The sequence below is a fragment of the Microbacterium aoyamense genome (genome assembly GCF_023155855.1).
Taxonomy (GTDB): domain Bacteria; phylum Actinomycetota; class Actinomycetes; order Actinomycetales; family Microbacteriaceae; genus Microbacterium; species Microbacterium aoyamense.
The window spans coordinates 112784-138036 of record NZ_JAKNUT010000009.1 but is presented as its reverse complement, the minus strand read 5'-3'; the positions used below and the strand labels follow the sequence as shown (position 1 = coordinate 138036).

24 protein-coding genes are annotated in these 25253 nt (G+C 67.7%); 9 read left to right on the top strand and 15 right to left on the bottom strand.

Annotated elements, in window-relative coordinates; genetic code table 11:
• Positions 1 to 3: 3 nt before the first annotated feature.
• Positions 4 to 1020: a VOC family protein gene (locus MA876_RS18745; protein ID WP_248153000.1), complete on the bottom strand. Its 1017-nt coding sequence runs from the start codon at positions 1018 to 1020 to the stop codon at positions 4 to 6.
• A 136-nt stretch (positions 1021 to 1156) separates the two neighbouring features.
• On the opposite strand from MA876_RS18745, the gene MA876_RS18740 reads away from it, so the two are divergent.
• Positions 1157 to 2107, top strand: a complete 951-nt coding sequence (locus MA876_RS18740) for a LysR family transcriptional regulator (protein ID WP_248152999.1) — start codon at positions 1157 to 1159, stop codon at positions 2105 to 2107.
• 6 nt (positions 2108 to 2113) lie between these two features.
• Here MA876_RS18740 and MA876_RS18735 read toward each other — a convergent pair whose 3' ends face one another.
• The 5 genes from MA876_RS18735 to MA876_RS18715 all read right to left on the bottom strand — a co-directional run bounded on the left by MA876_RS18735 (position 2114) and on the right by MA876_RS18715 (position 10097).
• Positions 2114 to 4300 (bottom strand): glycoside hydrolase family 3 C-terminal domain-containing protein, encoded by a 2187-nt coding sequence (locus MA876_RS18735; RefSeq protein ID WP_248152997.1) that lies wholly within the window; start codon positions 4298 to 4300, stop codon positions 2114 to 2116.
• 14 nt (positions 4301 to 4314) lie between these two features.
• Positions 4315 to 6954 carry a family 78 glycoside hydrolase catalytic domain gene (locus MA876_RS18730; protein ID WP_248152995.1) on the bottom strand — a complete coding sequence of 880 codons (2640 nt, stop codon included), beginning with the start codon at positions 6952 to 6954 and terminating at the stop codon, positions 4315 to 4317.
• Positions 6951 to 7817, bottom strand: a complete 867-nt coding sequence (locus tag MA876_RS18725) for a carbohydrate ABC transporter permease (protein ID WP_248152993.1) — start codon at positions 7815 to 7817, stop codon at positions 6951 to 6953. Before MA876_RS18725 ends, MA876_RS18730 begins: the two co-directional genes overlap by 4 nt.
• Before the next feature lie 6 nt (positions 7818 to 7823).
• Positions 7824 to 8708 carry a carbohydrate ABC transporter permease gene (locus MA876_RS18720; RefSeq protein ID WP_248152991.1) on the bottom strand — a complete coding sequence of 295 codons (885 nt, stop codon included), beginning with the start codon at positions 8706 to 8708 and terminating at the stop codon, positions 7824 to 7826.
• A gap of 84 nt (positions 8709 to 8792) precedes the next feature.
• Positions 8793 to 10097 carry an ABC transporter substrate-binding protein gene (locus MA876_RS18715; protein ID WP_248152989.1) on the bottom strand — a complete coding sequence of 435 codons (1305 nt, stop codon included), beginning with the start codon at positions 10095 to 10097 and terminating at the stop codon, positions 8793 to 8795.
• 155 nt (positions 10098 to 10252) lie between these two features.
• Here MA876_RS18715 and MA876_RS18710 point away from each other — a divergent pair, with 155 nt between their 5' ends.
• Positions 10253 to 11302, top strand: coding sequence for a LacI family DNA-binding transcriptional regulator (locus MA876_RS18710; RefSeq protein ID WP_248152987.1), 1050 nt, complete (start codon positions 10253 to 10255; stop codon positions 11300 to 11302).
• A gap of 58 nt (positions 11303 to 11360) precedes the next feature.
• Here MA876_RS18710 and MA876_RS18705 read toward each other — a convergent pair whose 3' ends face one another.
• From MA876_RS18705 to MA876_RS18690, 4 genes are all read right to left on the bottom strand, one after another.
• On the bottom strand, positions 11361 to 12590 hold the full coding sequence (locus MA876_RS18705; RefSeq protein WP_248152985.1) for an MFS transporter: 1230 nt from the start codon (positions 12588 to 12590) through the stop codon (positions 11361 to 11363).
• A 57-nt stretch (positions 12591 to 12647) separates the two neighbouring features.
• Positions 12648 to 13163 (bottom strand): DinB family protein, encoded by a 516-nt coding sequence (locus tag MA876_RS18700; protein WP_248152983.1) that lies wholly within the window; start codon positions 13161 to 13163, stop codon positions 12648 to 12650.
• A gap of 5 nt (positions 13164 to 13168) precedes the next feature.
• The gene (locus tag MA876_RS18695; protein WP_248152982.1) at positions 13169 to 14275 is read right to left on the bottom strand and encodes a cupin domain-containing protein; all 1107 of its coding nucleotides are present in this window, start codon (positions 14273 to 14275) and stop codon (positions 13169 to 13171) included.
• A gap of 77 nt (positions 14276 to 14352) precedes the next feature.
• Complete coding sequence (locus tag MA876_RS18690) at positions 14353 to 15156, bottom strand: IclR family transcriptional regulator (protein ID WP_248152981.1); 804 nt, start codon at positions 15154 to 15156, stop codon at positions 14353 to 14355.
• 48 nt (positions 15157 to 15204) lie between these two features.
• Here MA876_RS18690 and MA876_RS18685 point away from each other — a divergent pair, with 48 nt between their 5' ends.
• The 4 genes from MA876_RS18685 (at position 15205) to MA876_RS18670 (ending at position 19276) form a co-directional block, all read left to right on the top strand.
• Positions 15205 to 16392: an FAD-dependent monooxygenase gene (locus tag MA876_RS18685; protein WP_248152980.1), complete on the top strand. Its 1188-nt coding sequence runs from the start codon at positions 15205 to 15207 to the stop codon at positions 16390 to 16392.
• A 32-nt stretch (positions 16393 to 16424) separates the two neighbouring features.
• Positions 16425 to 17282 (top strand): fumarylacetoacetate hydrolase family protein, encoded by an 858-nt coding sequence (locus MA876_RS18680; RefSeq protein WP_248152979.1) that lies wholly within the window; start codon positions 16425 to 16427, stop codon positions 17280 to 17282.
• A gap of 481 nt (positions 17283 to 17763) precedes the next feature.
• Complete coding sequence (locus tag MA876_RS18675) at positions 17764 to 19104, top strand: ferredoxin reductase family protein (RefSeq protein WP_248153013.1); 1341 nt, start codon at positions 17764 to 17766, stop codon at positions 19102 to 19104.
• Position 19105: 1 nt separating this feature from the next.
• Positions 19106 to 19276: a hypothetical protein gene (locus MA876_RS18670; protein ID WP_248152978.1), complete on the top strand. Its 171-nt coding sequence runs from the start codon at positions 19106 to 19108 to the stop codon at positions 19274 to 19276.
• Between the two features lie 95 nt (positions 19277 to 19371).
• Here MA876_RS18670 and MA876_RS18665 read toward each other — a convergent pair whose 3' ends face one another.
• Both MA876_RS18665 and MA876_RS18660 read right to left on the bottom strand, forming a co-directional pair.
• Positions 19372 to 20325 (bottom strand): NAD(P)H-dependent oxidoreductase, encoded by a 954-nt coding sequence (locus MA876_RS18665; protein ID WP_248152976.1) that lies wholly within the window; start codon positions 20323 to 20325, stop codon positions 19372 to 19374.
• 56 nt (positions 20326 to 20381) lie between these two features.
• The gene (locus tag MA876_RS18660; RefSeq protein WP_248152975.1) at positions 20382 to 20828 is read right to left on the bottom strand and encodes a MarR family winged helix-turn-helix transcriptional regulator; all 447 of its coding nucleotides are present in this window, start codon (positions 20826 to 20828) and stop codon (positions 20382 to 20384) included.
• Between the two features lie 168 nt (positions 20829 to 20996).
• On the opposite strand from MA876_RS18660, the gene MA876_RS18655 reads away from it, so the two are divergent.
• Positions 20997 to 21311, top strand: a complete 315-nt coding sequence (locus tag MA876_RS18655) for a hypothetical protein (RefSeq protein ID WP_248152973.1) — start codon at positions 20997 to 20999, stop codon at positions 21309 to 21311.
• A gap of 48 nt (positions 21312 to 21359) precedes the next feature.
• Here MA876_RS18655 and MA876_RS18650 read toward each other — a convergent pair whose 3' ends face one another.
• Positions 21360 to 21671, bottom strand: coding sequence for a DUF7882 family protein (locus tag MA876_RS18650; protein WP_248152972.1), 312 nt, complete (start codon positions 21669 to 21671; stop codon positions 21360 to 21362).
• Positions 21672 to 21798: 127 nt separating this feature from the next.
• On the opposite strand from MA876_RS18650, the gene MA876_RS18645 reads away from it, so the two are divergent.
• The gene (locus MA876_RS18645; protein ID WP_248152971.1) at positions 21799 to 22581 is read left to right on the top strand and encodes an EAL domain-containing protein; all 783 of its coding nucleotides are present in this window, start codon (positions 21799 to 21801) and stop codon (positions 22579 to 22581) included.
• A 6-nt stretch (positions 22582 to 22587) separates the two neighbouring features.
• Here MA876_RS18645 and MA876_RS18640 read toward each other — a convergent pair whose 3' ends face one another.
• Positions 22588 to 22848 carry a hypothetical protein gene (locus MA876_RS18640; protein WP_248152969.1) on the bottom strand — a complete coding sequence of 87 codons (261 nt, stop codon included), beginning with the start codon at positions 22846 to 22848 and terminating at the stop codon, positions 22588 to 22590.
• Between the two features lie 43 nt (positions 22849 to 22891).
• Between MA876_RS18640 and MA876_RS18635 the strand changes: the two genes are divergently transcribed.
• Positions 22892 to 23191: a DUF7882 family protein gene (locus MA876_RS18635; RefSeq protein WP_248152967.1), complete on the top strand. Its 300-nt coding sequence runs from the start codon at positions 22892 to 22894 to the stop codon at positions 23189 to 23191.
• Here the strand turns inward: MA876_RS18635 and MA876_RS18630 are convergent.
• Positions 23183 to 25129, bottom strand: a complete 1947-nt coding sequence (locus MA876_RS18630; protein WP_248152966.1) for a bifunctional diguanylate cyclase/phosphodiesterase — start codon at positions 25127 to 25129, stop codon at positions 23183 to 23185. The two genes, MA876_RS18635 and MA876_RS18630, sit on opposite strands and share 9 nt — an antisense overlap.
• Between the last annotated feature and the right edge of the window lie 124 nt (positions 25130 to 25253).

Genomic DNA, 25253 nt, shown 5'->3' with positions numbered 1-25253 from the left:
GGTTCAACCGTGGACGGTGTAGGGGTTCAGCAGTGCCGCGCGGATCTCTTCCGGCACCCCTTCCTCTGTCGCTGAGGGGCCGTCCGCGGGCGGGAAGGATTCCGTCATCGACATCGGCATCGCACCGTTGCGATACATGTTGCTCGAGCCCAGCGACGGCTTCCAGGTGTTGGGCTCCCAGTCGGGCACGTAGTTGCGATAGCCGCCCGTGTTCAACTCGATGCGCAGCGACGAGGGCTCGCGGTAGTAGAGGAAACTCTGCTCACCGATGCCGTGGATGGAGGGGCCGTACTCGATCGGCGTGCCGTTCTCACCGAGGACGTCGGCGGCGACGAGGAGCTCTTCGCGTGTGTCGACCCAGAAGGCGTAGTGGTTGATCCGGCCGGCGCGGGACGATCCGTCCAGCACGATGCCGAGGTCATGGGACTTCTCGTTCGTGGTGACGACGGAGAACACCGAGATGGGCGCCTCGTCGAGCACCGTGCGGGCCATGATCCGAAAGCCGAGCACTTCCTCGTACCACTGGGCGAACGCGTCGACGTCGCTCGCGGCGACGGTCACGTGATCGAGCTGGCGGGGGGCGCCAGCGACCTTGCTGCGTCGCGACGGGCGGTCGGGGTAGATGGATGCCGCGTCGCCTTCGACGTCCTTGTGGTGTGTGACGCCCCAGTGGATCGTCATCGAGTGACCCCACGGACCGATGAACCGGAACGCGCGCCCGATCTGGGGCACGTCGTCGATCCATTCGCCGACGATCCCGGCGGCCTCGACGCGACGAGCCGCCTCGTCGAGGGCCTCGGCGCTCGTGGATCGCCATGCCATCGTGGCGAGACCCGGCTCGTCTCCGGGAACGACGACGACGGAGTACGCGTAGTAGTCGCCCCAGCAGCGGAGGTACACGGAGCCGTCGACCCGGTCGACGACGGTCAACCCCACCTGCTCTTCGTAGAACTTCACCGACGCCTCGACCTCGGGCGTCGTGATCGACACGTAGGAGAGGTGGGACAGCAGCTTGATCATCTTCGATCCTTTCGAGTCGCCGGCATTGGCTGCCTCAAGACTGCAATGTCTCAGCTCATCAGCAAAGAGTGGATTCGCTATCACCGATATCGTCTGAGCTGATAACCTGAGGCGGCCGGTCAGGGAGGATCTGCCCATGAACTCGTCCGCTTCGCTGTCGCGCCTCGACCTCAATCTGCTCGTGGCGCTCGATGCGCTTCTCACGGAGCGGAGCGTGAGCCGGGCAGCGCAGCGCCTGCGCCTGAGCCAGCCGTCGCTGAGCGCATCGCTCGCGCGTCTGCGAACCCACTTCGCTGACCCACTGCTCGTGCGCCGCGGTAACTCGCATGACTTGAGCCCGCTCGCTGTGCGCCTCATCGATCAGGTCTCCTCGACGCTCGAATCCGCGCGCCGCATCTTCGAGGAGCAGGCGGAGTGGGACCCGTCGACCGCGACACGGGAGTTCTCGGTCTACATGTCGGACTACGGATTGAGCACGGTGGCTCCGGTGGTGTCGCGCATCGCACGTGAGGAGGCGCCCGGCATCCGCTTCCGTTTCCTCCTGCACAATCCCACCATCGTCGACGACGCGAGCGAGACGCTGCGCGACGTCTGCGGCATCGTGATCCCGCACGGCTATCTGTCCGACCTGCCGTATGTCGATCTCTTCAACGACGAGTGGATGCTCGTGATGTCCGCCGACAATCCGCTCGCGCACCGGCCCCGCACGGTCGAAGACCTCGCGGACGTCACCTGGGTCTATACGTTCCAGACTCGGACAGCCTTCACGTCAGCGAGCCGTCAGCTGCAGTACATGGGAATCGAGCCGCACGTCGAGGTCGTCGTCGAGAGCTTCCTTGCCCTCCCGCTGTTCGTGCGCGACACCGATCGGGTGGGGCTGCTGCAGCGGGGTCTCCTGGCATCGCTCCCGTCGATCGCGGGAGTCGTCGCCGTTGAGCCGCCCTTCGACGCAGCTCCCATCTCGAGCGCGCTGTGGTGGCATCCCGTGCATCGGGGCGATCCGGCCCACGCGTGGGCGCGTGATCTGTTCGACCGGGCGGGCAGACAGCTCACTCGGGAGTGGGCCACCGATCGCGACGTGCCGTGAGTCGCTTCACGACCCGGTCGCGAGGTCCTCGAGCAACTCGACGGTCAGGACGTTCCCATCGTCGACAGCGAGACGTTTGATCGGGAGACCCCCGATCATGAGCCGGGCGACCGGGCTGGACAGCAGACCCATCGTCGCGCCGGTGTCGTCGAGCGCCGCCACGCGTTCGAGAAGGCGACCGCCGATGATGGGATGCTCGAGCCACTCGACCATGGTGGAGTCGGGCGTGAGGAGGCTGGTGGGCGACGAGCCTTCGACCGCCTGCACGACTTCGGCGATCACGTCGCGCGAGGAGCGGGACACGAGGAACGCGTAGTCGCCGGAATCGAGGACCCAGCCGGTCCCGGGCTCCCAGCGCTCCAGAGTACGTCGGGCGCAACGCACGCGCGCGTTCGCCGATGCCCCGGGCTCGAGATCGAGAATGTCGAATCCGGCGAGCTCCGCGCGCGCACGTCGCGCTTTCTCGGTGGGCGCGGACACGTAGACCTGGACAACCTCCCGCCCCGCCGTGGTGCCGACGTTGCGGACCTCCACCTCGCAGACCCAGCCGTCGCGATCTCGGCTGACGCGAGGCGAACCGTACTCGAACGAGGTATAGCTCAGACCGTGGCCGAACGGGAATGCGACGTCGGCGCCCTGCTCGTCGTAGCCGCGATAGCCGACGAAGATGCTCTCGCCGTAGGTCGACCTGCCGCGCTCGCCGGGAAACGTCGGGTGACTCGGCGAATGCGCGAGATCGAGCGGGATCGTCTCGGCAAGACGACCGGACGGCGAGACCGCCCCCGTGAGGATGCGCGAGACCGCACGCGACACCCCCTGCCCGCTCAGTCCGGTGGAGAGGATCGCGTCGACCCCGGCGCGCCAGCGCTCCATCGTGACCACACCGCCCGCGACGACGACGACGACAGTGCGGGCGGCCACGTTCGAGACCGCCGCGATCGCCCGTTCCTGCGCCGCCGGCAGATCGAGGTGGGTGCGGTCGAAGCCCTCGCTCTCGGCGTCTTCGGGCAGCCCGACCACCACGATCGCGACTTCGGCTGCCGCTGCCGTCTCTGCGGCCTCGGTGAGCAACTCGTCGGATGTCTCGACCCCGGATGCCGCGTAACCCGCCGCAAACGCCACCGAGCCCGTGTGCGCGTCGCGGAGCGACTCTACGAGGGAGTCCGCGGGACGCAGCGGATTGACACCGGCGCTGCCCGCGCCCTGGAATCGGGGAGCGAGTGCGAATGCGCCGATCAAGGCGACAGAGATCTCCCGCCCGAGCGGCAGCGTGCCACGTTCGTTGATGAGCAGGACCGCAGACCGCTCCGCCGCCTCGGTCGCGAGGGCATCGGCGTCGTCCGCGGACAAGGGGACCTCCACCGCCGCCCGGTCGATCTTTCGGGCGAGAGCCGCCACGCGGCCAGCCGCCGTGCGCACAGTGCTCTCGGCGAGCTGTCCGTCGGCCACCGCGTGCACGAGAAGGCGGTCGGACGCCCCGCCCGTCGCCGGCATCTGCAGATCGAGGCCTGCGGCAACCGCCGCCACGCTGTCGTCGACGGCGCCCCAGTCCGAGACGACGACGCCGTCGAAACCCCATTCCTCGCGGAGGACCTCCGTGAGGAGCCACGGGTTCTGCGCGGCGTAGACGCCGTTGATGCGGTTGTACGACGCCATCACGAGGTCGGGTTTCGCGTCGCGCACCACGTGTTCGAAAGCGCGGAGGTAGACCTCGCGCAGAGCGCGCTCATCGACGTCGGCGCTCACGCGCATACGGTCGGTCTCTTGGTTGTTCACCGCGAAGTGCTTCGCCGTCGCCGCGACACCCGTCGACTGGGCGCCTGCCACGAAGGCGCTCGCGAGGTCGCCCGTGAGCACAGGGTCCTCGGAGAAATACTCGAAGTTGCGGCCGCCCAGCGGTGAGCGCTTGAGATTCATGCCCGGGGCCAAGAGCACGCCCGCCCCGGCGGCGCGCACATCCAGGGCGATCGCACGCGCGACGCGTCGAACCAGCGCTCGGTCCCATGTCGTGGCCATCGCCGAGAGCGTCGGGTAGCAGGTCGCGGGGATCTTGCCGGCGAAGCCCGGCAGGTTGCGTGCGAGCCCATTCGATCCGTCGGTCATCACGAAGGCGGGCGTGCCGTGTGCGGGAAGTGCCTTCGTGCTTTCCATGTCCGCACCTGAAAGGAGCGACGCCGCCTGGTCCAGATCCATCTCCCGCTCCTCCATCAGAGCACCCCCTGGGCGATCATCTCGAGGCGTTCCTCGGGGTTGTGGATGTTCCATCGGCGCGGCGGCTGCGGGTCGTCCGAGGCCCGGCGATACGCGCACTCGAACCGGTGGTGCCCCTGCCCGACGATCCGCGGGGACTCTCCCGGCGCGGGCAGGACGACGTCAGCGGTGATACCCGGAGGCACCGAGACATCCAGGATCAGTCGGGAGTCCTCACGCGCCCACGCGACCTCGATCGGGCCGAATGGTGACACATGGGCGGTCGAGGCATGCTCCAGTCCTCCACCCGGAACCGGCGCGATGCGTACCCGGCGGTAGCCGGGCTCGGTCACAGCCAGGCCGCCGACGATCCGATGCATGAAGTCGACCACAGCGCCGAGTGCATAGTGGTTGAACGACGTCATCTCACCGGGGTTGACGGAGCCGTCGGGCAGCATGCTGTCCCACCGCTCCCACACGGTCGTCGCTCCCATCGTGACGGCATAGAGCCACGACGGCATGCGCTCCTGCATGAGGAGGTGGTAGGCGGCGTCCACGTGTCCGGTTGCAGCCAGCGCGTCGCATACCAGGGGGGTCCCTACGAACCCGGTCTGAATGAGGTAGTCGCCCTCGTGGACGAGTTCGGCGAGACGGCGACCTGCGGTCTCGCGCTGTGCGGGCGAGTCGAGGAGATCGAACCCGATCGCGAGCGAGAGCGCCGTCACCGTGTCGCTCACGATCATGCCGGCCGACGACACGTAGTTGTGTCTGAACGCCGACCGGGCGCGCTGGGCGATGCCGGCCAGTTCGCTCGCGGCAGCATCCTCGCCGAGCAGTTCCGCAGCCCGGGTGGCGATGCGCGCCGTGTACGCATGGTATGCCGTAGCGACGAGGCGGGGATCCGTCTTGGAGTCCCCGGGGCGGTCGGGGGGCGCGGACGGGTCGAGCCAGTCTCCGAGTTGGAACCCACTCCGCCAATGGCCTGTTCCATGAGTGAGGCGACTGACCTGCTCGACCCACGCCCTCATGCTTGCGAACTGGGTGCGGATGAGCTCGATGTCACCGGTGCTGCGATAGAGCTCCCAGGGCACGATGACGGCGGCATCGCCCCACGCTGCCGCGGGATCGCTCGGGAACCCGCACTCGAGCCACGGGTGGAAGTTCATCACGGAGCCGAATTCCTGCTGCTCTGCGGCGAGATCGCGCAGCCAGTTCTGCAGGACGCCCGTGCAGTCGTAGAGGTACGCCGCGGCCGGCGTGAACACCTGGATGTCCCCGCTCCAGCCGAGTCGCTCGTCGCGCTGGGGGCAATCGGTGGGGAGGTCGACGAAGTTGTCACGCATGCTCCAGACGGCGTTCGTGTGGAACCTGTTCAGCAGGTCGGAACTCGAGGCGAAGTACCCCGTGCGCGCCATGTCCGAGTGCACCACGAGAGCTTCGGCAGAGAGACGCGCCGTCGCAGGAAGCCCTCTCACCTCGGCGTAGCGGAAGCCGTGCACAGCGAATCGGGGTGTCCACGTGGTCTCGGCGTCATCCGCAGCCGTGAACGTGTCGACGGAGCGCGCCGTCCGCAGCGGACGGACGGACAGCTCACCGTGCTCCAACACCTCGGCATGATGCATCGTCAGGGTCGACGCGCCTGCACCGGCGACGGTGATCCGCAGTTTGCCCGAGATGTTCTGTCCGAAGTCCAGTCGAACGACGTCGCCGTCTCGCCGAGTCGCCACCGGCGAGATCATCTCGATGACCCGGACAGGGGGGCCAGGCGGTGCCTCGAGATCGGCGGAGAACGATGTCGCGGAGAGCGGGGTGGCCTCTGCCCACTGCGAGTCGTCGAAGCGCGGGCTCGACCACCCCGGCAGTTCGAGGCGTGCGTCGTAGCTCTCGCCTTCGTAGAGCCCGGTCGCCGTGATCGGGGAGTTCGACCAACGCCAGCGAAGGGGGACGATCCGGGATCCGGCATCATCGGTGATCTCCAGCTGGGCGAGCAGTGCGACATCTGAGCCATACACGTTCCACAGCCCGCCGTTGAAGCCGATCCGGCCGCGGTACCAGCCGTCTGCCAGCCACGCGCCGAGCGTGTTGCTTCCCGCTGCGAGGGTCTCCGTCAGGTCGTGCGTGCGATAGCGGAGGCGGTGACGATAGCTCGACCACCCCGGGGCGAGGACGTCGTCGTCGACGGCGCGACCGTTCACCTCGAGGTCGTAGATGCCGTGGGCGGTCGAGTAGAGCCGAGCACGCTGAACGCGTCCGACCGTTTCGAAGTCGGCGCGCAGAAGATAGGCCGGGCGCGGGGAGCCGGCGGGCGCCGCGGGCGACGGGCTCGCCCACTCCGACGACCAGTCGGCGGGGTCGAGCAGCCCGGCTTCGACGCGGATCGGTTCGCTCCACTCGCTGGCCTGCTTCGCGTCCGCCCAGACTCGGACGCTGACCTCGGCGCCCTCACGCGATGTCAGCGCGACCCCCGGCCAGGGCCGCAGAGACGGCCGGGAGTCCTCGATGCGCCCCGATGTGGTGACCGTCCCGTCCGCGCGCAGGACCCGGATCTCGTAGGCGACCTGAGCGACGAGGCCATTGGTCCAGCTCAGACGAGGCGTACCCGTCCCGAGGCCGAGGGCGGATGCGCGGTGCTCGAGACGGAGTGCGACCGGCTTCATCCCTTCACGGCTCCGGCGGTCATGCCCTTCATCACACGCTGGTTGAGGAAGAGGTAGAGCAGCAGGGTCGCGACGACGTTGATCGAGATCGCCGCAAAGGTGGGGCCGTACTGGATCTGCCCGAACTGGCCCGTGAAGTTCAGCAGGCCGACCTGGATCGTACGCAGGTCGTCGCGCGTCGTGAAGGTGAGCGCGATGAGCAGATCGTTCCAGATGAAGAAGAACTGGACGAGGGCGACGGTGAAGATCGCGTTGCGCACCATGGGGAATCCGATGGAGATGAAGGTGCGGTAGATGCTCGCGCCGTCGAGAGTGGATGCCTCGAAGATCTCACGCGGCACACTGCGGAAATACGTCGCCATCATGAAGACCGTGAGGGGAAGACCCATGACGGTGTAGGTGATGATGAGCGGCCAGAGCGAGTTGGTGAGGCCGGCGCGGAAGTAGATCGTGAACAGGGGGAGCAGGATCATCTGGCCCGGGATCATGATTCCCGCGAGGAACAGCAGCAGGACGGTGCCGCGGCCCTTCCACACCATCACCTCGAGAGCGAAGCCCGCGGCCACGCCGAGGACGATGGTGAAGAACAGCGACGGAAACACCGCCAGGATGCTGTTGCGGAAGTACGTGCCGAGGTTGCCCACGGTCCACGCTTCGATGTAGTTGTCGAAGTTGAACCAGTCCTCCGGGAGCGCCCACGTGGGGTTGTTGAGGAACTCGCTCTGGGTCTTGAGGGAGCCGGTCAGCAGCCAGAACAGCGGATAGACGACCACGATGAGCAGGACCGTGATGACGATCCACACGGGGATGCGGCGGACGATTCGCGAGAGCTTGGAGCGCTCTGCGTAGGTGTTTGCGGTCACAGTCGATCAGTCCTTGGTGAGGTCGCGTCGCGTAGAGCGGAAGATGAACAGCGTCACGACGAGGCAGAGCATCGTGAGCAGAAGGGCGATGGAGCTGCCGAAGCCGTACTCGCCGTACGTGAAGGACGTCTGGAACATGTACAGCGTGAGGGGAGTGGTGGAACTGCCCGGGCCGCCGCCGGTGAGCGCGAGGATCGAATCGAACACCTTGAGCGTGCCGTTGATCGAGAAGATGATCGACGAGAGCAGGACGGGGAGCGACAGCGGCAGGACGATGTGCCAGGTGAGGCGCCATCCGGATGCGCCATCCAGTCGCGCCGACTCGAAGACGTCCTCGGGGATGTCCAGCAGACCGGCATACAGCAGCACTGCGTAGAAGCCCATCGACCGCCACAGATCCATCAGCACGATCACGAAGAATGCCGTGCCCCCGGTGGCGAACCAGTCGACCGGAGACAGTCCGACGGCGATGAGGATGTCGTTGACGAGCCCGGTCTGGGGAGCGATCTTGAACAGCTCCTGGAAGAGGAGGGCGACGGCCACGGTGGGAAGTACGACGGGGAAGAAGGCCAGCGTGCGGATGAGGCTCGAAGCGCGCCGCAGCCAGAAGACGTAGATCAACGAGAGCAGGTATCCGAACAGCACCTGCGTGATCGTCACGACGATGGCGTACTTCACCGTGAAGAGGAGCGCATCGCCGACGCGTGGGTCGGTGAACAGCTTGGCGAAGTTGTCGAAGCCCACGAACTCGAAGCCGGTGATGGGGTTTCCCTCGAACACGGTGTAGCCGAGCGACCAGAAGATCGGGACGAGCATGACGAGGGTGTAGACGAGGAGCGCGGGTCCGAGCAGGACCATGACGGCGCGCCAGTCGCCGAGAACGCGGTTCACGATAAGACCTTTGTTTCTGTGAGCGGACGAGCGAAGAGGCTGCGGCGACGTCTGTGGAACCGTCGCCGCAGCCTCTGAGGTTGTTTACTGCAGGTCGGTCTGAACGAGGTTCATGAAGTCCTCGGGCGAGATCTGACCCGTCACGAGGCCGGCCGCGTTGGTCTGGCTCGTGGTGGCGGCCTTGGCGTTGAAGAGTGCCTCGAACCAGAGCACGCTCTGCTCGGTCTGCGTGATCTCGTCCTGCACCAGCGCCGTGAGCGGCGGGAGGTCGGCAGGCGTCTCTGCCGCGAAGCCCGTGATGACGCCCTGCGACGCAAGGGACTCCGTGCCGAAGTTCTCGGCGATGCACTTGAGCCAGGCCGCAGTGTCATCGTTGTAGCTCGCCTGGGAGAGCGCGAGCGGAACTCCGACGTTCGCGGCGAGCTGGTCGCTGCTGCCCGCGCCGCCCTCGACATCGGGGAACGGCATGAAGCCGATGTTGTCGACGCCGATCTGGTTCTCCTCAGGGTTGTTGAAGTTCGCGAGGATCCAGCTGCCCATGTAGAACATGCCGGCCTGTCCCGTGAGGAACTGGTTGACCGCCGTCATGTAGTCGATCGAGCCGACCGAGGGGCCGAAGTAGCCGGCTTCGCCGAGCGATGCGACCTCGGTGGCTGCCTCGACGTACTCGGGGTCGGTGAGAGCGGCTTCGCCATCCGCGACCTTCTGGAGCGCGTCGGGGCCGATCGACCGGTAGAGGTAGTTTCCGACGAGACGCGTGAGCGGCCAGCCGTCCTGGCCGTCGGCCGAGAACGGAATGACGCCCGCGTCGGAGAGCGCAGCCGCAGCATCCTTCAGCTCATCCCATGTCGTGGGGACCTCGATGCCGTTGTCGGCGAACAGCTGCTTGTTGTACCAGATGCCCTCGATGTTGAGCTCGGTCGGGAGCACGTAGACGTCGCCGTCGTAAAGAGCTTCGATCGTCGATCGCGCTGCGGGGAGCAGGTCGTCGGCGACACCGAGGGTGTCGAGCTCGGCTGCGACATCGACCAGCTTTCCGCCGTCGTTGAGGTCCTTCGCCACCTGCGGCGAGTTTCCGCTCGCGAAGAGCGCGGGCAGGGCGTCCTGCCCGGCGAGAAGCTGCAGCTGCTGGTCGTAGCTGGCCTGCGGCTGCGTCGTGATCTCGAGCGGAAGTGCGTCGTTCGCCTCGGTGCAGGAGCCGGTGCTGAGCGCGGTAAGAGTGTCCTGGATGCTCGTGTTCTCGGCGAACGAGAGGTACGAGAAGTCGGTAGGGGCGGCGGTCCCGCCTCCACCGCCGCCTCCGCTGCAGCCAGTGACGATGAGTGCGGTGGCGCTGACGGCAGCGCCGATTGCCATGAGCCGACGTGCTGTCGGGCGTGCTGTGGTCACAGTTCCTCCTTGAATGCGGCCTCGATTGAAGCGCTACAAGAACGATAGAAAGGCGAGTGATGATCGGCCAAGCTCATGAGACAGCGCATGTCGGATGACGGTTATCAGTCGTTCCGATATCGATTGCAACGCTCCAAAGTGCGTAAACTGAGGCGGTGTCAAGTCCGTCGCTGCGTAATGGCCACGAGTCGGTCGGCATCGAGGACGTGGCTCGTCTCGCGGGCGTCTCGGTGTCGACCGTCTCCAACGCGCTCAACCACCCCCACCGGCTCGCCGTCGGGACGATGGAGCGCGTGCGTCGTGCGATCGAGGTGCTCGACTACGTGCCGAGCAGCGCGGCGCGATCGCTGGCTGCGGGTTCGAGCGCGTCCATCGGCCTGGTCTTGTCCGACTTGGGCAACTCCCTCTTCGTCGACATCGCGCGCGGCGCGGAAGACGCGGCCGACGCGGCAGACCTGTCCGTCCTGCTCGCCAACACCGACGCCCGACTCGAGCGCGAGAGCCGTGCCATCGAGCTCTTCGAGTCCGCGCGTGTGGAAGGTCTGCTGGTCACGCTCAACGACTCGAACCACTTCCGATCGATTGCGGCGAGACGGCAGCGGCGCGCGCCGATCGTGCTGCTGAACTACCACGACGGCTCGGGACTCTACTGCAGCGCGTACATCGACAACGTGCACGGAGGACGCGTCGCCGCCGAGCATCTGCTTGCGACCGGGCGGCGACGACTCGTCTTCGTGGGGGGGCCGACGACCCTGCAGCCGGTGGCGGAGCGCCGTGAGGGATTCCTCAGGGCGGTGGCCGACGCGGACCTGACCTCCGCTGGTGACATCGCCCCCGAGCACGTGAATCGTGCCGATGGATGGAAGGTGGGCCGGGCGCTTGCGCCGCGCGTCGTCGATGGAGAAGTCGACGGGATCATGGCTGCGACCGACCTGCTCGCAGCCGGGATCATCCAGGCGCTCTCAGAGGATCCGCGGATCGATCTTCCGGGCTCCGTCGGCATCATCGGATACGACAACAACCAGGCCGCGTGGGACGCGCCGATCCCGATCTCGACGGTCAGCCAGCCTGGTCGGGAGCTGGGTGCGGAAGGTGTGCGCCTGCTGCTCGACGACCTGCGGTCACTCGCAGCGGATGACGGGCACCGTCATCGATCGATCGGCCTCGTTCCGCGCCTCGTTCAGCGCGAGAGCACACGTCGCTGAACTATTGACGCCGATCGCGATCGGGGCCGCACTCGACGGCACGGCCCCGATTCACGCGTCAGGCCGCGACGACGCTCGGACGCGCGGCGCGCTGAGCGACGGCGACGGCGACCGCTACCACTGCGGCCAGGATGCCGACGACGCCGACCGACACCGTGAGTCCTCCGGTCGCTGCGGTGATGGCGCCCATGAGGATCGGCGTGAGGAACTGGCCGAAGAAGAATGCGGCATTCCACCACCCGGTGACGCGCCCGCGGTCCTCGAAGCGCGTGCGCGAGAGGACCCAGGTCACCATCGACGGCAGGAGGACGCCCGATCCGAACGACGCAATCACAGCACCCGCGATAACCCCGGCAAGGCCCGGAACGAGCCAGACGACAATCATCCCGAGCGCCTGGAGCGCAAACGCGATGGGAACCAGACGGGCTGGGCCACGTCGCGCAAACAGGGGGAAAAGGAGAGCGCCTGCGGCGGTGGCGAGTGATGCTACAGCCGCTACAAGGCCGATCGTCGCGGTCGCGGTCGCGGCGACGCCGGTACCGACGACCAGGTAGCTCGCCTCGATGATCATCACATAGAAGGTGAAGCCGCCGAACAGAGTGACGACCAACGGCAGGGCGATCTGCTTCCACGGCACGCGAACCTTCTCGCCGGCCGCGACGTGCAGTTCGGAGGAGTCTGCACGGCTGGGCTCCCAGATCGAGAAGATCGTCGCTACCGCGATCACGACGGCTAGGCTGTAGATCCAGAAGGGGGCGTGCCAGCCGGCCGAGCCGACCGCACCGCCGATGGCGATGAAGAGCGTCGCCCCAAGTGTCGTGGCTACCGTCTGCAGACCCAGATAGCGGTTGCGTCGTCGCTCCCCATGGAAGTAGTCGACGATCAGCGTCGTGCACACCGTCATGATCCCCGCTTCGAAGATGCCCACGAACGCACGGCTGACGAGGATGCCGGTGAGGCTGTCCAGCCACGCCGGCACAGTGCCGGCGACGGCATAAGCGAACAGAGAGATGACGAGCAGGTTCTTGCGGCCCAGGCGGTCCACGATCTGGCCAGCGAACGGTGCGAAGATGGCGATGAACAGAGCCGGGATGGCGACGATCATCGGCACGAGCACTTCGGCGCCGGGCGCATCGCCGAAATGCTGTGAGAGTTGGGGCAGGACCGGCGTGATCAGCACGGACCCCATCACGGGCATGCAGCTTCCGGCAAGCAGGAGAGCGGCCTGCCAGGGCCCTGCGACTCTCGTTCGGGAGGCCACCGCGGTCTCGGCGGACAGTTTCGTCATGTGAATCTCCTTTGACTCTCTTGCGGGTGTTGGCATCGCGTACGCGATGGCTGCGAGCTACGGCGTGGACGTCACGGGGAGACGATCGTCGTCGGTTCGCAGGTCTAGGGGGACCGCGCTGATGCGCGCGAGCGGGTCCAGGCTGATGGCGGCGGTCCACACGAGGCGTCGGCGGTCCTCGACCAGCGACGCCGGCGTCGAGGTACGGCCGTCCCAGAGCGTCACCGATGCGTCCCACATCGTGTCGGGGAGGTCGCGCCATTCCACGTTCAGGTGCACGACGGCATGGGCGTGGAGATTCCGCAGCGCGTGCGCGTTCAGGGTTGATGTGAAGCGAACCGACTCGTCGTCGAAGGGAGTCGCGTGCGGGCTGTAGGGCCAACCCTCGCGCAGCGCCTCAAGGGTCTCAGCGCTCGCACGCGCGTGCAGGGCCACGCGCGCGACGATCGCGGCCTCGCGCTCGCCGGTCAACTCGTCGTCGGAGAGCTCGCCCAGGATCCGCGAGAAGTATGCGGTGCCTCGACGGGCCTGCAGCATGCGGTCGGTCGGCGGGGCTGCGAGCACGGATGGCATCGACGTCACCGCGTGCCGCTCAGGAACGTCCGAGCGAAGTTCAACTTCTCCACGATGGGGGCATCGCTGAACCGGAAGAGATCGAAGGAGGTCTCGGCCTCGAGAGACCACGGCACCCACGACGGCACCACGAAGAGGTCGCCCTTCTGAAGGACATGACGCTCGCCGTCCAGGACGACAGCGCCGCGGCCTTCGAAGACCTGCCAGATCGACGAGCCGACCTCGTGGCGAGGAGCCGTCGCGGTGCCCTCGCGCAGGCGGTGGAACTCGCACCGGATCGTCGGGAGCACGTCGCCGCCGTTCGTCGGATTCGTGTACTTGATCGCCGCGTGCCCCTGCTCGACGGTGGCCGGGTGGCCCTCGTCCTCCAATTCGAGCTGCGCTCGAAGCGCGGCATCGGTCGCCTCCCACCGATACGCGCCGAGCGGTGTGCTCGGGGACGAACCTCGGCTGGACAAGGGGGTGACGCCGGGGTGGGCCCACAGACGCTCGCCGCGCGAGATGGCGGGGGACGCCTCGTCCGTGACGCGCTCGGAGCCGAATTCGAAGAACCCGAAGTCCATGTCGTGGGCGAACGGCACGTCGAGACCGTCGATCCACGCCATGGGCTCTGCGGTGTCGTTGTGGTGGCCGTGGAAGTGCCAACCCGGCGTCAGGAGCAGATCACCGCGACGCATTGCGACGGGATCGCCGTTGACCACCGTCCAGACCCCTTCGCCCTCGACGACGAACCGGAAGGCATTCTGGGCGTGGCGGTGCTCAGGCGCGGTCTCATGTCCGCCCAGCCACTGGATGGCGCACCACAGCGTCGGCGTCGCATAGGCGGTGGGGGCCAGACCCGGATTCGCCAGGCCGATCGCGCGGCGCTCGCCGCCGCGTCCGACGGGGACGAGGTCGCCCGATCGGCGGGCGATGTCGAGCAGCTCGGTCCAGCGCCAGACAAACGGAATCGCGGACGGCTTCGGTGTGAAGGGCATGAGGTCGTTCGTCTGCGTCCACAGGGGAGCGGTGCTGTTGCGCGCGAAGTCCGCGTACAGTCGGTCGAGCTCGGCGGACGGCTCGGGAAGCGACGGGTCCGCGACGGTGCGTGCCGCGGTGTGGTCGATCGTCATTGATGGGTCCTCGTCGATCGGTGACGGATGCGAACCGACCGTAAAGCGGCGTCATCGGATCAGGACCCAGATTCCGCCTAACGGAATGGTGCCGCATCCGCGTGCAGGTCGCTCGCACGGATGTCGCGAGAGATCTCTGCGCGTGCCTGCAGGACGAGATCGATGAGCCGTTGCTGCAGGTCACCGGTCAGAAGGTCGGACTGCACCGATACCGAGAACGCCCCGATCTCGGCGCCGTCCGCGGATTCGATGGCCGCGCCGACCGCGGCGACGTCGCGCTCGGTCTCGCCCCGGTTCACCGCGAAGCCGTTGCGGCGCACGGAGTGGAGCTCGCGCAGCAGGGAGGAGAGTTCGCCGTCGCTGAGTTGATCGTCGGTTGTGGCGGCACGGTAAAGGGCGGTGAGTTCCTCGTCAGTGAGGGTGGCGAGAAGCGCCTTGCCGCCGGATGCCCGTGCCGCCGGCATGACGATGCCCTGGCGATCCCGGGTTCGGCGCGCAGTGGACGCTTCGACCGTCTCAAGGAAGCGCACCCGGACTCCCGTGCGCACCATCAGGTTCGCCGATTGCCCGGCCCTGCGCGCGAGCACAGTCAGATGGGGGTGGCAGATGCGGCGCAGTTCCTTGATCCACGCGAGGCGTGCGGTCCCGACGTCCATCGACGGACCCGGCCGGTAGACGTGGTCGTCGTCGATGACGGCGAATCCGCGGTAGACGAGCGTCGACAGCAGCCGATGCGCCGTCGAACGCGCTGTTCCGAGGTGCATGGCGGCGTCGGAGACCCGTACGCTGCCGTCGTCGCGCAGAAGCTGCAGCAGACGGAGGCCGCGGTCCAGTGATTCGACGCCGTTCGACGGTCGCTGGGGAAGAGGGTCGTTCCGCATTGAGGAATCTTATGCCGCATCGACGGAAACGCATCCCAAGCTGTCCGGGTGAAGACGCACGACGATGACGTACCTGCAGTCGGATCCGCCCTCATCGTCGGAGGCGGCATCGGCGGCCTGGCCACAGCTGTAGCGCTCCGCCGCGCCGGGGTAGCGGTCACACTGGTCGAGAAGGCCGACGAGTTCGGCGAGGTCGGTGCCGGACTCCAACTCGGCCCCAACGCGACCCGCATTCTGTTCGGCTGGGGCTTGGAGTCGGCCATCCGTGAGGTCGCGGTCTTCCCCGAGAACCTCATCGCGCGTGACGCCCTGACGAACGAGGAGCTCACCAGAATCCCCCTCGATGACGCTTTCGTCGGCCGATACGGCGCGCCCTACTGCGTCATCCACCGCACCGACCTGCACTCACTGCTCCTCGCGGAGGCGAGACGACTCGGGGCGGATCTTCACGTCGCGACCGAGATCGTGTCGGTGGACACCTCCGCCGGCACCGCACGGACGGCAGACGGGCGCACCTACTCCGGCGATGTCGTGATCGGTGCCGACGGGCTGCGGTCGTCGCTTCGCGATCGCCTCGTGGGCGACGTTCCGGTGAACTCGGGCTACGTCGCCTACCGGGGAACCATCGCCGTCGAGGACACCGGACCGATCTCCGACGATGTCGTCGTATGGATGGCGCCTCACGGCCACCTCGTGCAGTATCCGCTTCGGCGTGGGGAGCTGCTCAACAATGTGCTCGTCTTCCGCAGCGACGCCTTCGCGCGCGGGGAAGAGGAGTACGGCGGAGCAGACGAGCTCGAGGAGCGCTTCGGCGACTGTCACCCCGTCGTGCGCCGCGCACTCGACTTCGTCGGCAAGCAGCGTCGATGGCCGTTGTACGACCGTGTTCCGACCGACGACTGGTCGCAGGGTCGCGTGGTGCTCATGGGGGATGCCGCACATCCGATGCTGCAATATCTCGCCCAGGGGTGCTGCCAGGCGTTGGAGGATGCCTCGGCGCTCGGTACGATCGTCGGTCACGACGTCGCGGCGACCGACGTCGGCGCACTCTTCACCGCCGAGCGCGCGCCCCGCACGGCGGAGGTGCAGAGCACAGCGCGTGCCTTCGGAGACCTCTGCCACCGGGAGGGGGATCAGGCGAGGGCGCGAAACGCGCTCCTGCTTGCGCGCGGTCGTGACGACTTCAGCACCATCGACTGGCTCTACGCGCCGCAGAGCATCCCCGCCACCGCCTGAACACCCTCGCAACTCGCAGATCGGAACATGAAATGAAGCTCGCCCTCTTCGACGGTCACCGGCCGGGGCTCGTCGTCGACGACGACGTCATCGATCTCTCGCCGAGAGTTTCCGCCGTGACCCCCGCAGGCGCCTGGAGCGAGTGGCTCGATCGCCATGGTGACTTCGCCGGGGTGGAGGACATCGATCTCGCGGGTCTCGCCAGAATTCCGCTCGCCGAGGTGACGCTCGACGCGCCGCTCCCACGACCGGGCAAGATCATTGCCGCGCCGGTCAACTATCTCGACCACAAGATCGAGATGTCGGAGCAGAAGACGATCGCCGAGTACGGCGTGTTCCTCAAGGCGACCAGCTCGGTGCTGGCGCCAGGGGGGACCGTCATGCTTCCGTTCACGGATCGGCGGACCGACCAAGAGGGCGAGCTGGGGATCGTGATCGGGCGCACGGCCCGCACTGTGTCGACCGAAGATGCGCTCTCATACGTCGCCGGCTACACGGGGATCCTGGATATCAGCGTCCGCTCCACCGAGGACCGCTCGACGCGGAAATCGTTCGACACGTTCACGCCGATCGGCCCGTTCCTCGTGACCCCCGATGAGGTCGGGGATGCTGATGCGCTGCAGCTCGACTGCTGGGTCGGCGGTGAGCACCGACAGAGCGTGTCCACCTCGGAGATGATCTTCGGCGTCCCGCAGCTCGTCGCGTACGCCAGCTCGATCATGACGCTCTGGCCAGGCGACGTCATCGCGTCCGGCACGCCGGCCGGCGTGGGGGCGCTCAGCGATGGCGACGACATCGTGCTAGAGATTGCTCGCATCGGGCGACTGCACGTTGCGGTAAGCGCGGCTCAGGCCGCTCCTTATGCTTCCCGACCGTTGCCGCGTCCATGATGGTGATGATCATGCGATGCGCGTCAGTCGATCTTCAGCCAGGGCAGGCGCAGGTGAAGTTCCCGAATTCTGAGGCAGGCCATCGCCCCGCCCGGCTCACAGTGCCGAGCGGATTCTGCGGCCTGGATCGCCGACGTCGACACGGGCGAGAGGCATTCCTGTCCGGTTCTCGTCCCGCCTCACACTGTGCCGGTTCTGTGCCGGTTTGTCGTCCGACGCAACTGCGACCAACTGCGACTAACTGTGCTCCCACCCGCGGAATCTTGCGACCAGCTGCGACCAGCTGCGACCAACTGCGACCCGCGGGTGGCGAGTGAATAGCTCATAATCGTGAGGTCGCGGGTTCAAGCCCCGCTCCCGCTACGAAAAGGACGCCCCTCGTGGGCGTCCTTCTTCGCTTCCGGGGGCGTGTGTGCAGGCGGGGCGGACCGTGCGTTCGCATGACCCGTCGCCGAAGCCCGATACAGTTCGCAGTGTGGGGATGAAGGGGATGCTGCGCCGGCGCACGCGTCTCGCCTTCGCGATCTGGGTCGGCCTCTATGTGGCGCTCGCGGTGCTGCCGCTCGCCTTCGCCTTCATCTCGCTGGATCCGGGGCGCGGGTTCTGGATCAACTTCTCGGTCGCGCTCGGATTCGTCGGACTCGCGCTGTTCGGCCTGCAGTTCGTGATCGCGGCGCGCTCTGCCTTCATAGTGCATCCGGTCGGCATGGATGTCGTGCTCGGCCACCACCGGCAGATGGCGTATGTGGCGACCCTGTTCGTCTTCGCGCACCCGATCATCCTGTTCGTGTTCGACCCGCGGTTCCTCGGCCTGCTGGATGTCTTCACGTCCCCGCTTCGCGCGAAGTTCGCCGTGCTGTCGTGGGCCGCGCTCCTCGTGCTCATCGTTCTGTCGGTGCTCCGCCAGCGCCTGCGGGTGACCTACGCGGCATGGCAGGTCTCGCACGCGATCCTCGCTCTGCTCGTGGTCACGAGCGCACTCGCGCATGTCGTGCTGGTGGGCTATTACGTGCGCGAGTGGTGGGAGCAGGCGTTGTGGATCGCGTACAGCGTCGCGTTCATCGCGGTCGGTGTCTGGGTGCGCATCGTCAAGCCGCTCCAGCGTCGGCGCCGACGATGGAGCGTCGAGAACGTCGAACACGGCACTCGTGACACGACGACGGTGACGATCCGGCTGGAGGATCCGCGATCCTACGGCGGCCACGGCTTCCGGTTCGAACCGGGACAGTTCACCTGGCTGCAAGCGCGACGCTCCGCCTTCGCGATGAACTACCACCCGTTCTCGTTCGCTTCGAGCGCCGAGCGGCCCGATACCGTGCGCTTCACGATCAAGGCGCACGACCACTTCTCGCGGGACGTCCTCGACCTCCGCCCTGGTGAATCGATCTACCTCGACGGCCCGTTCGGCGCTTTCGTGCTCCCTGATGCCCCGTCGCTCGTGCTGATCGCCGCCGGCGTGGGCGTCACTCCGCTCGTGAGCATGCTCGAGACGCTCGCCGATCGTGGTGACACGCGCCCTGTGCAGCTGTGGTTCGGCAATCGGGACGAGGACAGCATCCCCTGCCACGACGAGATCGCCGCGCTGGTGCCGCGACTGAACCTCGAGGTCACTCATGTGCTGTCGCGTCCGAGTGGCGCATGGACGGGAGAGCGTGGACATGTGGATGCCGAGTACGTCCGTGCCCGTGTGCCCTCCGTCCCGCCCGGTACCGTGTTCTGCTTGTGCGGCCCCGATGCGATGATGGACGACCTCGAGCACGCCCTGGCCAGCGCGGGCGTCGCCGGCGACGCCATCCGCTCCGAACGATTCGCGATGGTGTGACATGTGGCGGGTACGAGCAGCGCGAAGGGCGGCCCTCATCTCGGCGGCCGTCCTCGTCGCCGCGTGCATCGGCTGGGCCGCGCTCGCGCAGACGGCGACGATCCCCGCGTGCGATCTGCCGACCCCGCCTTCGAACGTCGGCACGCTCACTTGCCCGACGCACGCGCCCTGATCGAGCGGTTCACGGGCAGAAAGGCAGCCTCATCAGCGAGTTCCTGTGCGCGCTGCCGTGGGTGAGGATGCCGCGGTCCGCGTCCGGGGTCAGGGTCAGGTTGCTTCGGGGCGCGGAGCGAAGACGCGGAAACGATTGCCGTCCGGGTCGTTCATCTCGATCCACTGGATGCCACCGTCTTCGTGCTCGCCGACGCGCTCCGCGCCGAGCGCCTCGGCCCGCGTCGCCACGTCGGCCCACGTGTCGGCGTCCTGCACGCCGATGTCGAGGCCGAGAGGTGCGCGGCCGCGAGCCGCGTCGGTCGCGCGCCCGAAGATCCAGGTCGTCGGCGTCACGACGTGGTCGAAATCGAGCATCACGAGATCGTCGGTCGCACCGTCCGCGATGGGCAGGCGCATGAGCTCCGACCAGAACCTCGCGAGCCGGCGCGGCTCGGGCGAGAGGAAGTGCAGCATCCCCACGATGGGTCGCTCGCCGCTCTCGCCCTGACCGACGAGCGCGATCCACTCGGCGAACGCCTGCATGAACTCGGTGAGGAGACGATCCGACTCGTCCGAGCCCGCGCGTCCCTCCTCGTCGACAACGTCCTCCGCCATGCCGATGTAGGCCTCGGGCTGCGCCATCGTGCGCAGGTTGATGTAGACGAAGTTCTGCCGCAGCGCGTGATTGGCCGCCATCCCTCCGTTGGCGTACGGCGACACGCTGACGATCGCGGCGGGCTTGCCGTCGAACACGTTCGCGTCCTCGTCGGGTCGAGAGCCGATGTCGGTGGCGTTCTTGAGCGCGCCGGGGATCGACCGGTTGTACTCGGGTGTGACGAAAAGCAGTCCGTCGCACGACCGCACCTCGTCGCGGAAGCGCGTCCACTGCGCGGGCGGGTCGTCGTCGAAGTCTTCCGAGTAGAGCGGCAGGTCACCGATCTCGATCCAGGCGAACTCCATCGAGCCCGGCGCGCGCTCCGCGAGAGCATGCGCGATCCTGCGGGAGATCGACTCCGTCCGCAGGCTTCCGACGATGATTCCGACGCGAGTGCTGATCAGGGCGGCCATGATCCCTTCCTACCGAGGGCCAGCCCGAAGCGGAGAGGGTTGACAGGCCTCTGCCGTCAGGTGCACTCGAGGTCGATCGCGGCGATCAGGCGTTCCACGAACTGCGCCACGACGGCGGCCTCGTCCGGCCCGAGGTCCTCGGCGAAGGAGCGGATGCTCGCGCCGAGGGGGTCGATCTCGTCGGGATGCACCGAGCGATCGTAGGGCACGACCAGCTTGCTGCGGCCATCGGCGGGGTTCGGGATGAAGCTGATCATCCCGCCTGCATGGAGCCGGTTGAGCATGGATGTCACGGAGGGCGTGGAGATGCCGACGTGCTCGGCGATCTCGGTCGGAGTGGCGTTGTCGCCTGCGTCCGACTTCTCCCAGACGAAGCGCATCGCAGCTCGCGCGGTCTCGCTCGGGCCGCAGTCCGTCTGTCGTCGTCGTGCCAGCCGGGCCTCGGCGAGCCGCAGGCGCTCGACCGCGCGGGATGCCACCTGCGTCGCTTCGTCGTGATCCATCCCCCCACCGTCCTCTGATCGCCGAGCAGGTGCAACCCGGGGCCGTAGTCGATCGCCTTGGCCGTGCATGAAGTGACGGGCGACACGGGTTCGGGCGGAAGTCAACCCCAGGCATCCGAGCGCTCCACCGTTCACGATGGATGCATCGCCCCAAGGAGGAGCACAGCGATGAACGGCGAAGGGTCCCTGGAACTCGTACGGATCGACCGAGAGCACTGGCTCGTGCACGACCACGCGTATTCGTCATCCGACGCACGACGTGTGGTCGCCTGCGTCGAAGAGACGGAGGGCGGGTTCGACGTCCTGTGGATCGCCGGGGGCATTCCGCTCCCCGTCCGCTACAGCCGCACGGGCGACATCCTCGACGATCTTCGCCGCTGGCGCCGGCAGAACATCACCGCGACCCACACGGTCGACGCGCCGCGTCGCGCGCCGCGGGCGATCTCCGATCGGGCGGCGGCACGCTCGTACGTTCGACGCTAGGCCAGCGCTCCGCGGGAACCGGGTCGTTGAGGGGGACCGGGGGCTCGGCTAACGCTGAGCCGGGTCGTCGGGTTCGGGCACCAGCGAGAGGCCTGCCGGCGAGTTGGCCGACTTGTTGAGCGCCTCGATCCACGCGGGGTTCAGGCTCGCGATGCGTCCGCCGAAGTACTGGAACGACAGCGTCGCGTGCGGGGTCAGCCAGACCGAAGTGCGCCCGATCCCGGCCCGGTTGGGGTCGGTCCAAGTGAAGGGGAACGCCTCGCCGCGCCGCAGCTTCGCCCAGATCACGTGCTGGAGATGTGCGAGCACGCGGTCGTCGAAGGAGGCGACGACCTTGGAGTCATAAGTCATGGTTCCCATCCCTGCGATCCTAAGGTGCGGAGCGGGCGATCGGGATGCGGGCCGGCAGGCGGGCCGGCAGTGTACACGTCCCGCGGCGAAAACGCTCGCGTTGCACAGATTGGACGAGTGACCCAACCTGGATGCTATGCACGACACGGCGTCACTGACACGAGACCTGCGCTCTGCGCTGGCCACCTCGCAGTTGACGATCGCGTACCAGGTGCAGTGGCAGCTCGACGCCCGGACGGCGGAGCTCTCGACGATGCGCCCCGTCAGTGTCGAGGCGCTGTCGCGGTGGAATCACCCCGAACTCGGGGTCGTCGCGCCCGATATGTTCATCCCGCTCGCCGAAGAGGGCGGCTTCCTCGACGAGCTCGACCTGCAGGTGCTCTACCTCGCCGCCGTTCAGGTGCGGCGCTGGCGTCAGCATGGCGCCGACATCGGCCTGGCGGCGAACGCGTCTCCGGCGCGGTTCACGGCGTCGTATGGGCGGCGCATCATCAAGACCGTCGAGCGCGCCGGACTCGAGCCCGACGCCGTCACCATCGAGGTGACCGAGACCCCCGCACCCCAGCTGCGCCCCGATATGCGGGCCGCGGTGGACCTGCTGCACCAGGCGGGCATGTCGATCTCGGTCGACGACTTCGACGGCGAGATGACCACGATGGCGATGCTCGAATCCCTTCCGATCGACGAGGTGAAGATCGACCGTTCCCTCACGCGGCGTTCGGATACCGCTGCGGACGAGGTCGTGGCCGGCGTTATCCGTGCCGCCGAGTCCCACGGCTGGCGCACCGTCGCAGAGGGGATCGAGACGCTCGAGGACCTCGATCGTTCGCGCGGTCGCAGCTGCCAGCGCGGGCAGGGCTACCTGTGGGGTCGGCCCGCGACCGCGCAGGAGCTGGAGCCGGTTCTGCTCGGCGCCTGATCGGGGTCAGATGTCGAAGCCGCTGTCCGGTTCGGTCGAGCCGTCCGACGGCGCAGGCGCGGCATCCGGCACCTCGATCTGCGACCAGGTGACGGGCATGCCGGGGGAGAAGAGGATGTCGATGCCGGGACCTCCGCGGAGGGGCGGGACGTTCACGTAGCCGCCGCCGGCGCGGATCGCGGCGAGGATCTGCTCCTTGAGTTCGGAGACGGGCTCCGGAAGGAAGTAGTCTCGGCCGTCCACGGTCAGTCGGTTCACGATCGCCATCCCTCCACCCTAGTGCGGCTGATCTGCGGCTTAGAGTGGGGGAATGGGTGCATTCCACTACGGTTCGCCGGCGACGTCCTTCGAGATCGACGACCGTACGCTCGCGCATCTCGAGCTCGTGGTGATGGCCAAGCTCCGCCGCCAGGAGAGCTTCTCGTTCGCTCTCTCCGACGAGGACGGCAGCAGACGTCAGGCGGTCTGGATCTCGCCGGTCGTGGCGCTGCGCTTCGAGTACGAAGCGCCCATGCCCGAGATCAGCAAGCAGTGGTTGCAGGACCTCGTCGACACGGCGAACTCACCCGGGGGCCTGCGGATCGTTCCCGAACCGTCGGCGTCAGCCTGACACCCGGCCGCCGCCGGCACGCTTGGCGCGATACATCGCGGCGTCGGCCGCGCTGAGGATCTCGGCCGCTTCGGACCCCTGCGCAGCCGTGACGATCCCGGCCGAGCCCGCCACGGTGACGACCGTCCCTTCCACGGCGATCGGCTCGCTGATGGCGGCGAGGGCCCGCTCGGCGACCGCGGAGGCGTCGACGGTCCCGGCGCCGACGACGACGATCACGAACTCATCGCCGCCGAAGCGGATCGCCAGATCCGACGAGCGCGTCACGCCCGTGAGCCGCCTGCCCGCGGCCGTGAGCACCGCGTCGCCCACGTCGTGCCCGTAGGTGTCGTTGATGCGCTTGAAATCGTCGAGGTCGAGGAAGACGAGTCCGACGTCGCCGTCGGCGAGCAGCGTGTGGAGGCGGTCGTCGAGGAAACGACGGTTGTGCAGGCCGGTCAGAGAGTCGCGCCAGGCGAGCTCAGCGAGCTCGGCCTGCGCCCGGGCGGCGAGGGCGGCACGGATGTCCTCGCCCAGGTCGAAGGCGCTCTCGGCATCGTGATCCCACGGGACGCTGTGACCCCTCACCTCTTCCCTCCATGCCGAGAAGGACCGCCGGGGCGAGAGCGGCTGGTCGCGGTTGGCCGGCCTCTGGTCGCCGAGCCAGTCCACCGTCCGCGCCACCTCTCGTCGCACGAAGACGAGGCGGTCGCCCTCGGCGCCGAGGGGCACGACGACGAGACCCGCGACGCCCGGCGCGGCCGCTGCCAGGACGGGGTGCTCGATGGGCAGAGCGTCGGAGGCGAGTGCGATGGCGCCCGCTTCGTCGAGTGCGCTCAGCAGCGTTGCCGGATCGGGGACCTCGCCGACCGTGCGGACCGTGCGGTGCATCCGCAGGATCGCGCCGTCCGCCGCGACGGCGTCGAGGACCGTGCGGCTTCCGGTCATGAGGAGCTCGCCGGCATCCTGTCGTCCGTACAGCGGAGCGGTGATCGCGGCCCGACGCTGACGGGCGTCGAGCTGGCGTCGGAGCTCACGGATCTGCTCGGCCGCAGCCAGTTGCGACGCGACCTGCAATGCAAGGACCTCGAGGGCCCGCCGCAGCAGCACGGGAAGCCGACGCGGCGTGCGGTGTGCGCACGTGAACATCCCGACGAGCCGGCCGTCGCCGACGACCGCGAAGGATACGGTCGCCGCCTGCCCCATGTTGCGCATGAACTGCATGTGCTGCGGCGACGCGGAGCGCAGCTCGCTCAGGCTGAGGTCGAACTGGGTCGTCGGATCGAGGGATGTCACCAGAGGCGAGCCGGCGTCGTCGGTGTCGGCGATGACGCGCGACCGCTTCTCGAGATAGAGAGCCCGCGCCTGCGCGGGGATGTCGGACGCGGGGAAGTGCAGGCCGAGATACGGCTCCATGTCGGGCTCGCGCTCGTCGGCCACGACCTGGCCGTGGCCGTCGTCGTAGAACGCGTAGCACATGACGCGGTCGTAGCCCGTGATCTGCTTCATCTCACGGGCAGCGGTATGACGCAGCTCGTCGGGATCGGTGATGCCGGAGAGACGCTGGATGGCTCCGACGACACCGGTGCGCACGTAGTCGAGGTCGGGGATGACGGGCTCGAGCTCGACGATGAGCGGCGACGTACCGCGGTGGACGATGACATCGCAGCGCATGCCGTCGAACTCCGCGCGCACGGGGTCGACGGCCAGGCTCTGGTCGATCGCCCACGAGAGCGTCGAGTCCCCGGCCTCGCGCAGGTCGCGCCCGAGCCACTCCGCGGAGTTCTCGCCCGCCATCACGACGAGTCCGGTGGCTTCATCGACGCCGAAGAGGTATCCGTGGGACTGGATGCGGCCGATCGTGCGGATCGGCTCGGCCGCGCACTCTTCGGCGCGTCGCTGCTCGGCGAGAAGCCGCTCCCTGTGCTCGTCGGGCGAAGGGGTGGACGTGTCGGTCAACGAAGGCCTTTCAGGGGCGGGCGGCGCGTGGATCGTGACGGATGCGGACCCTCGTCGGTCCGTGTCGTCCGCTCTCTCAGATCCTACGCGGGGCCGGCGAAGAAGTTCGGATCCGTTGCCGCGC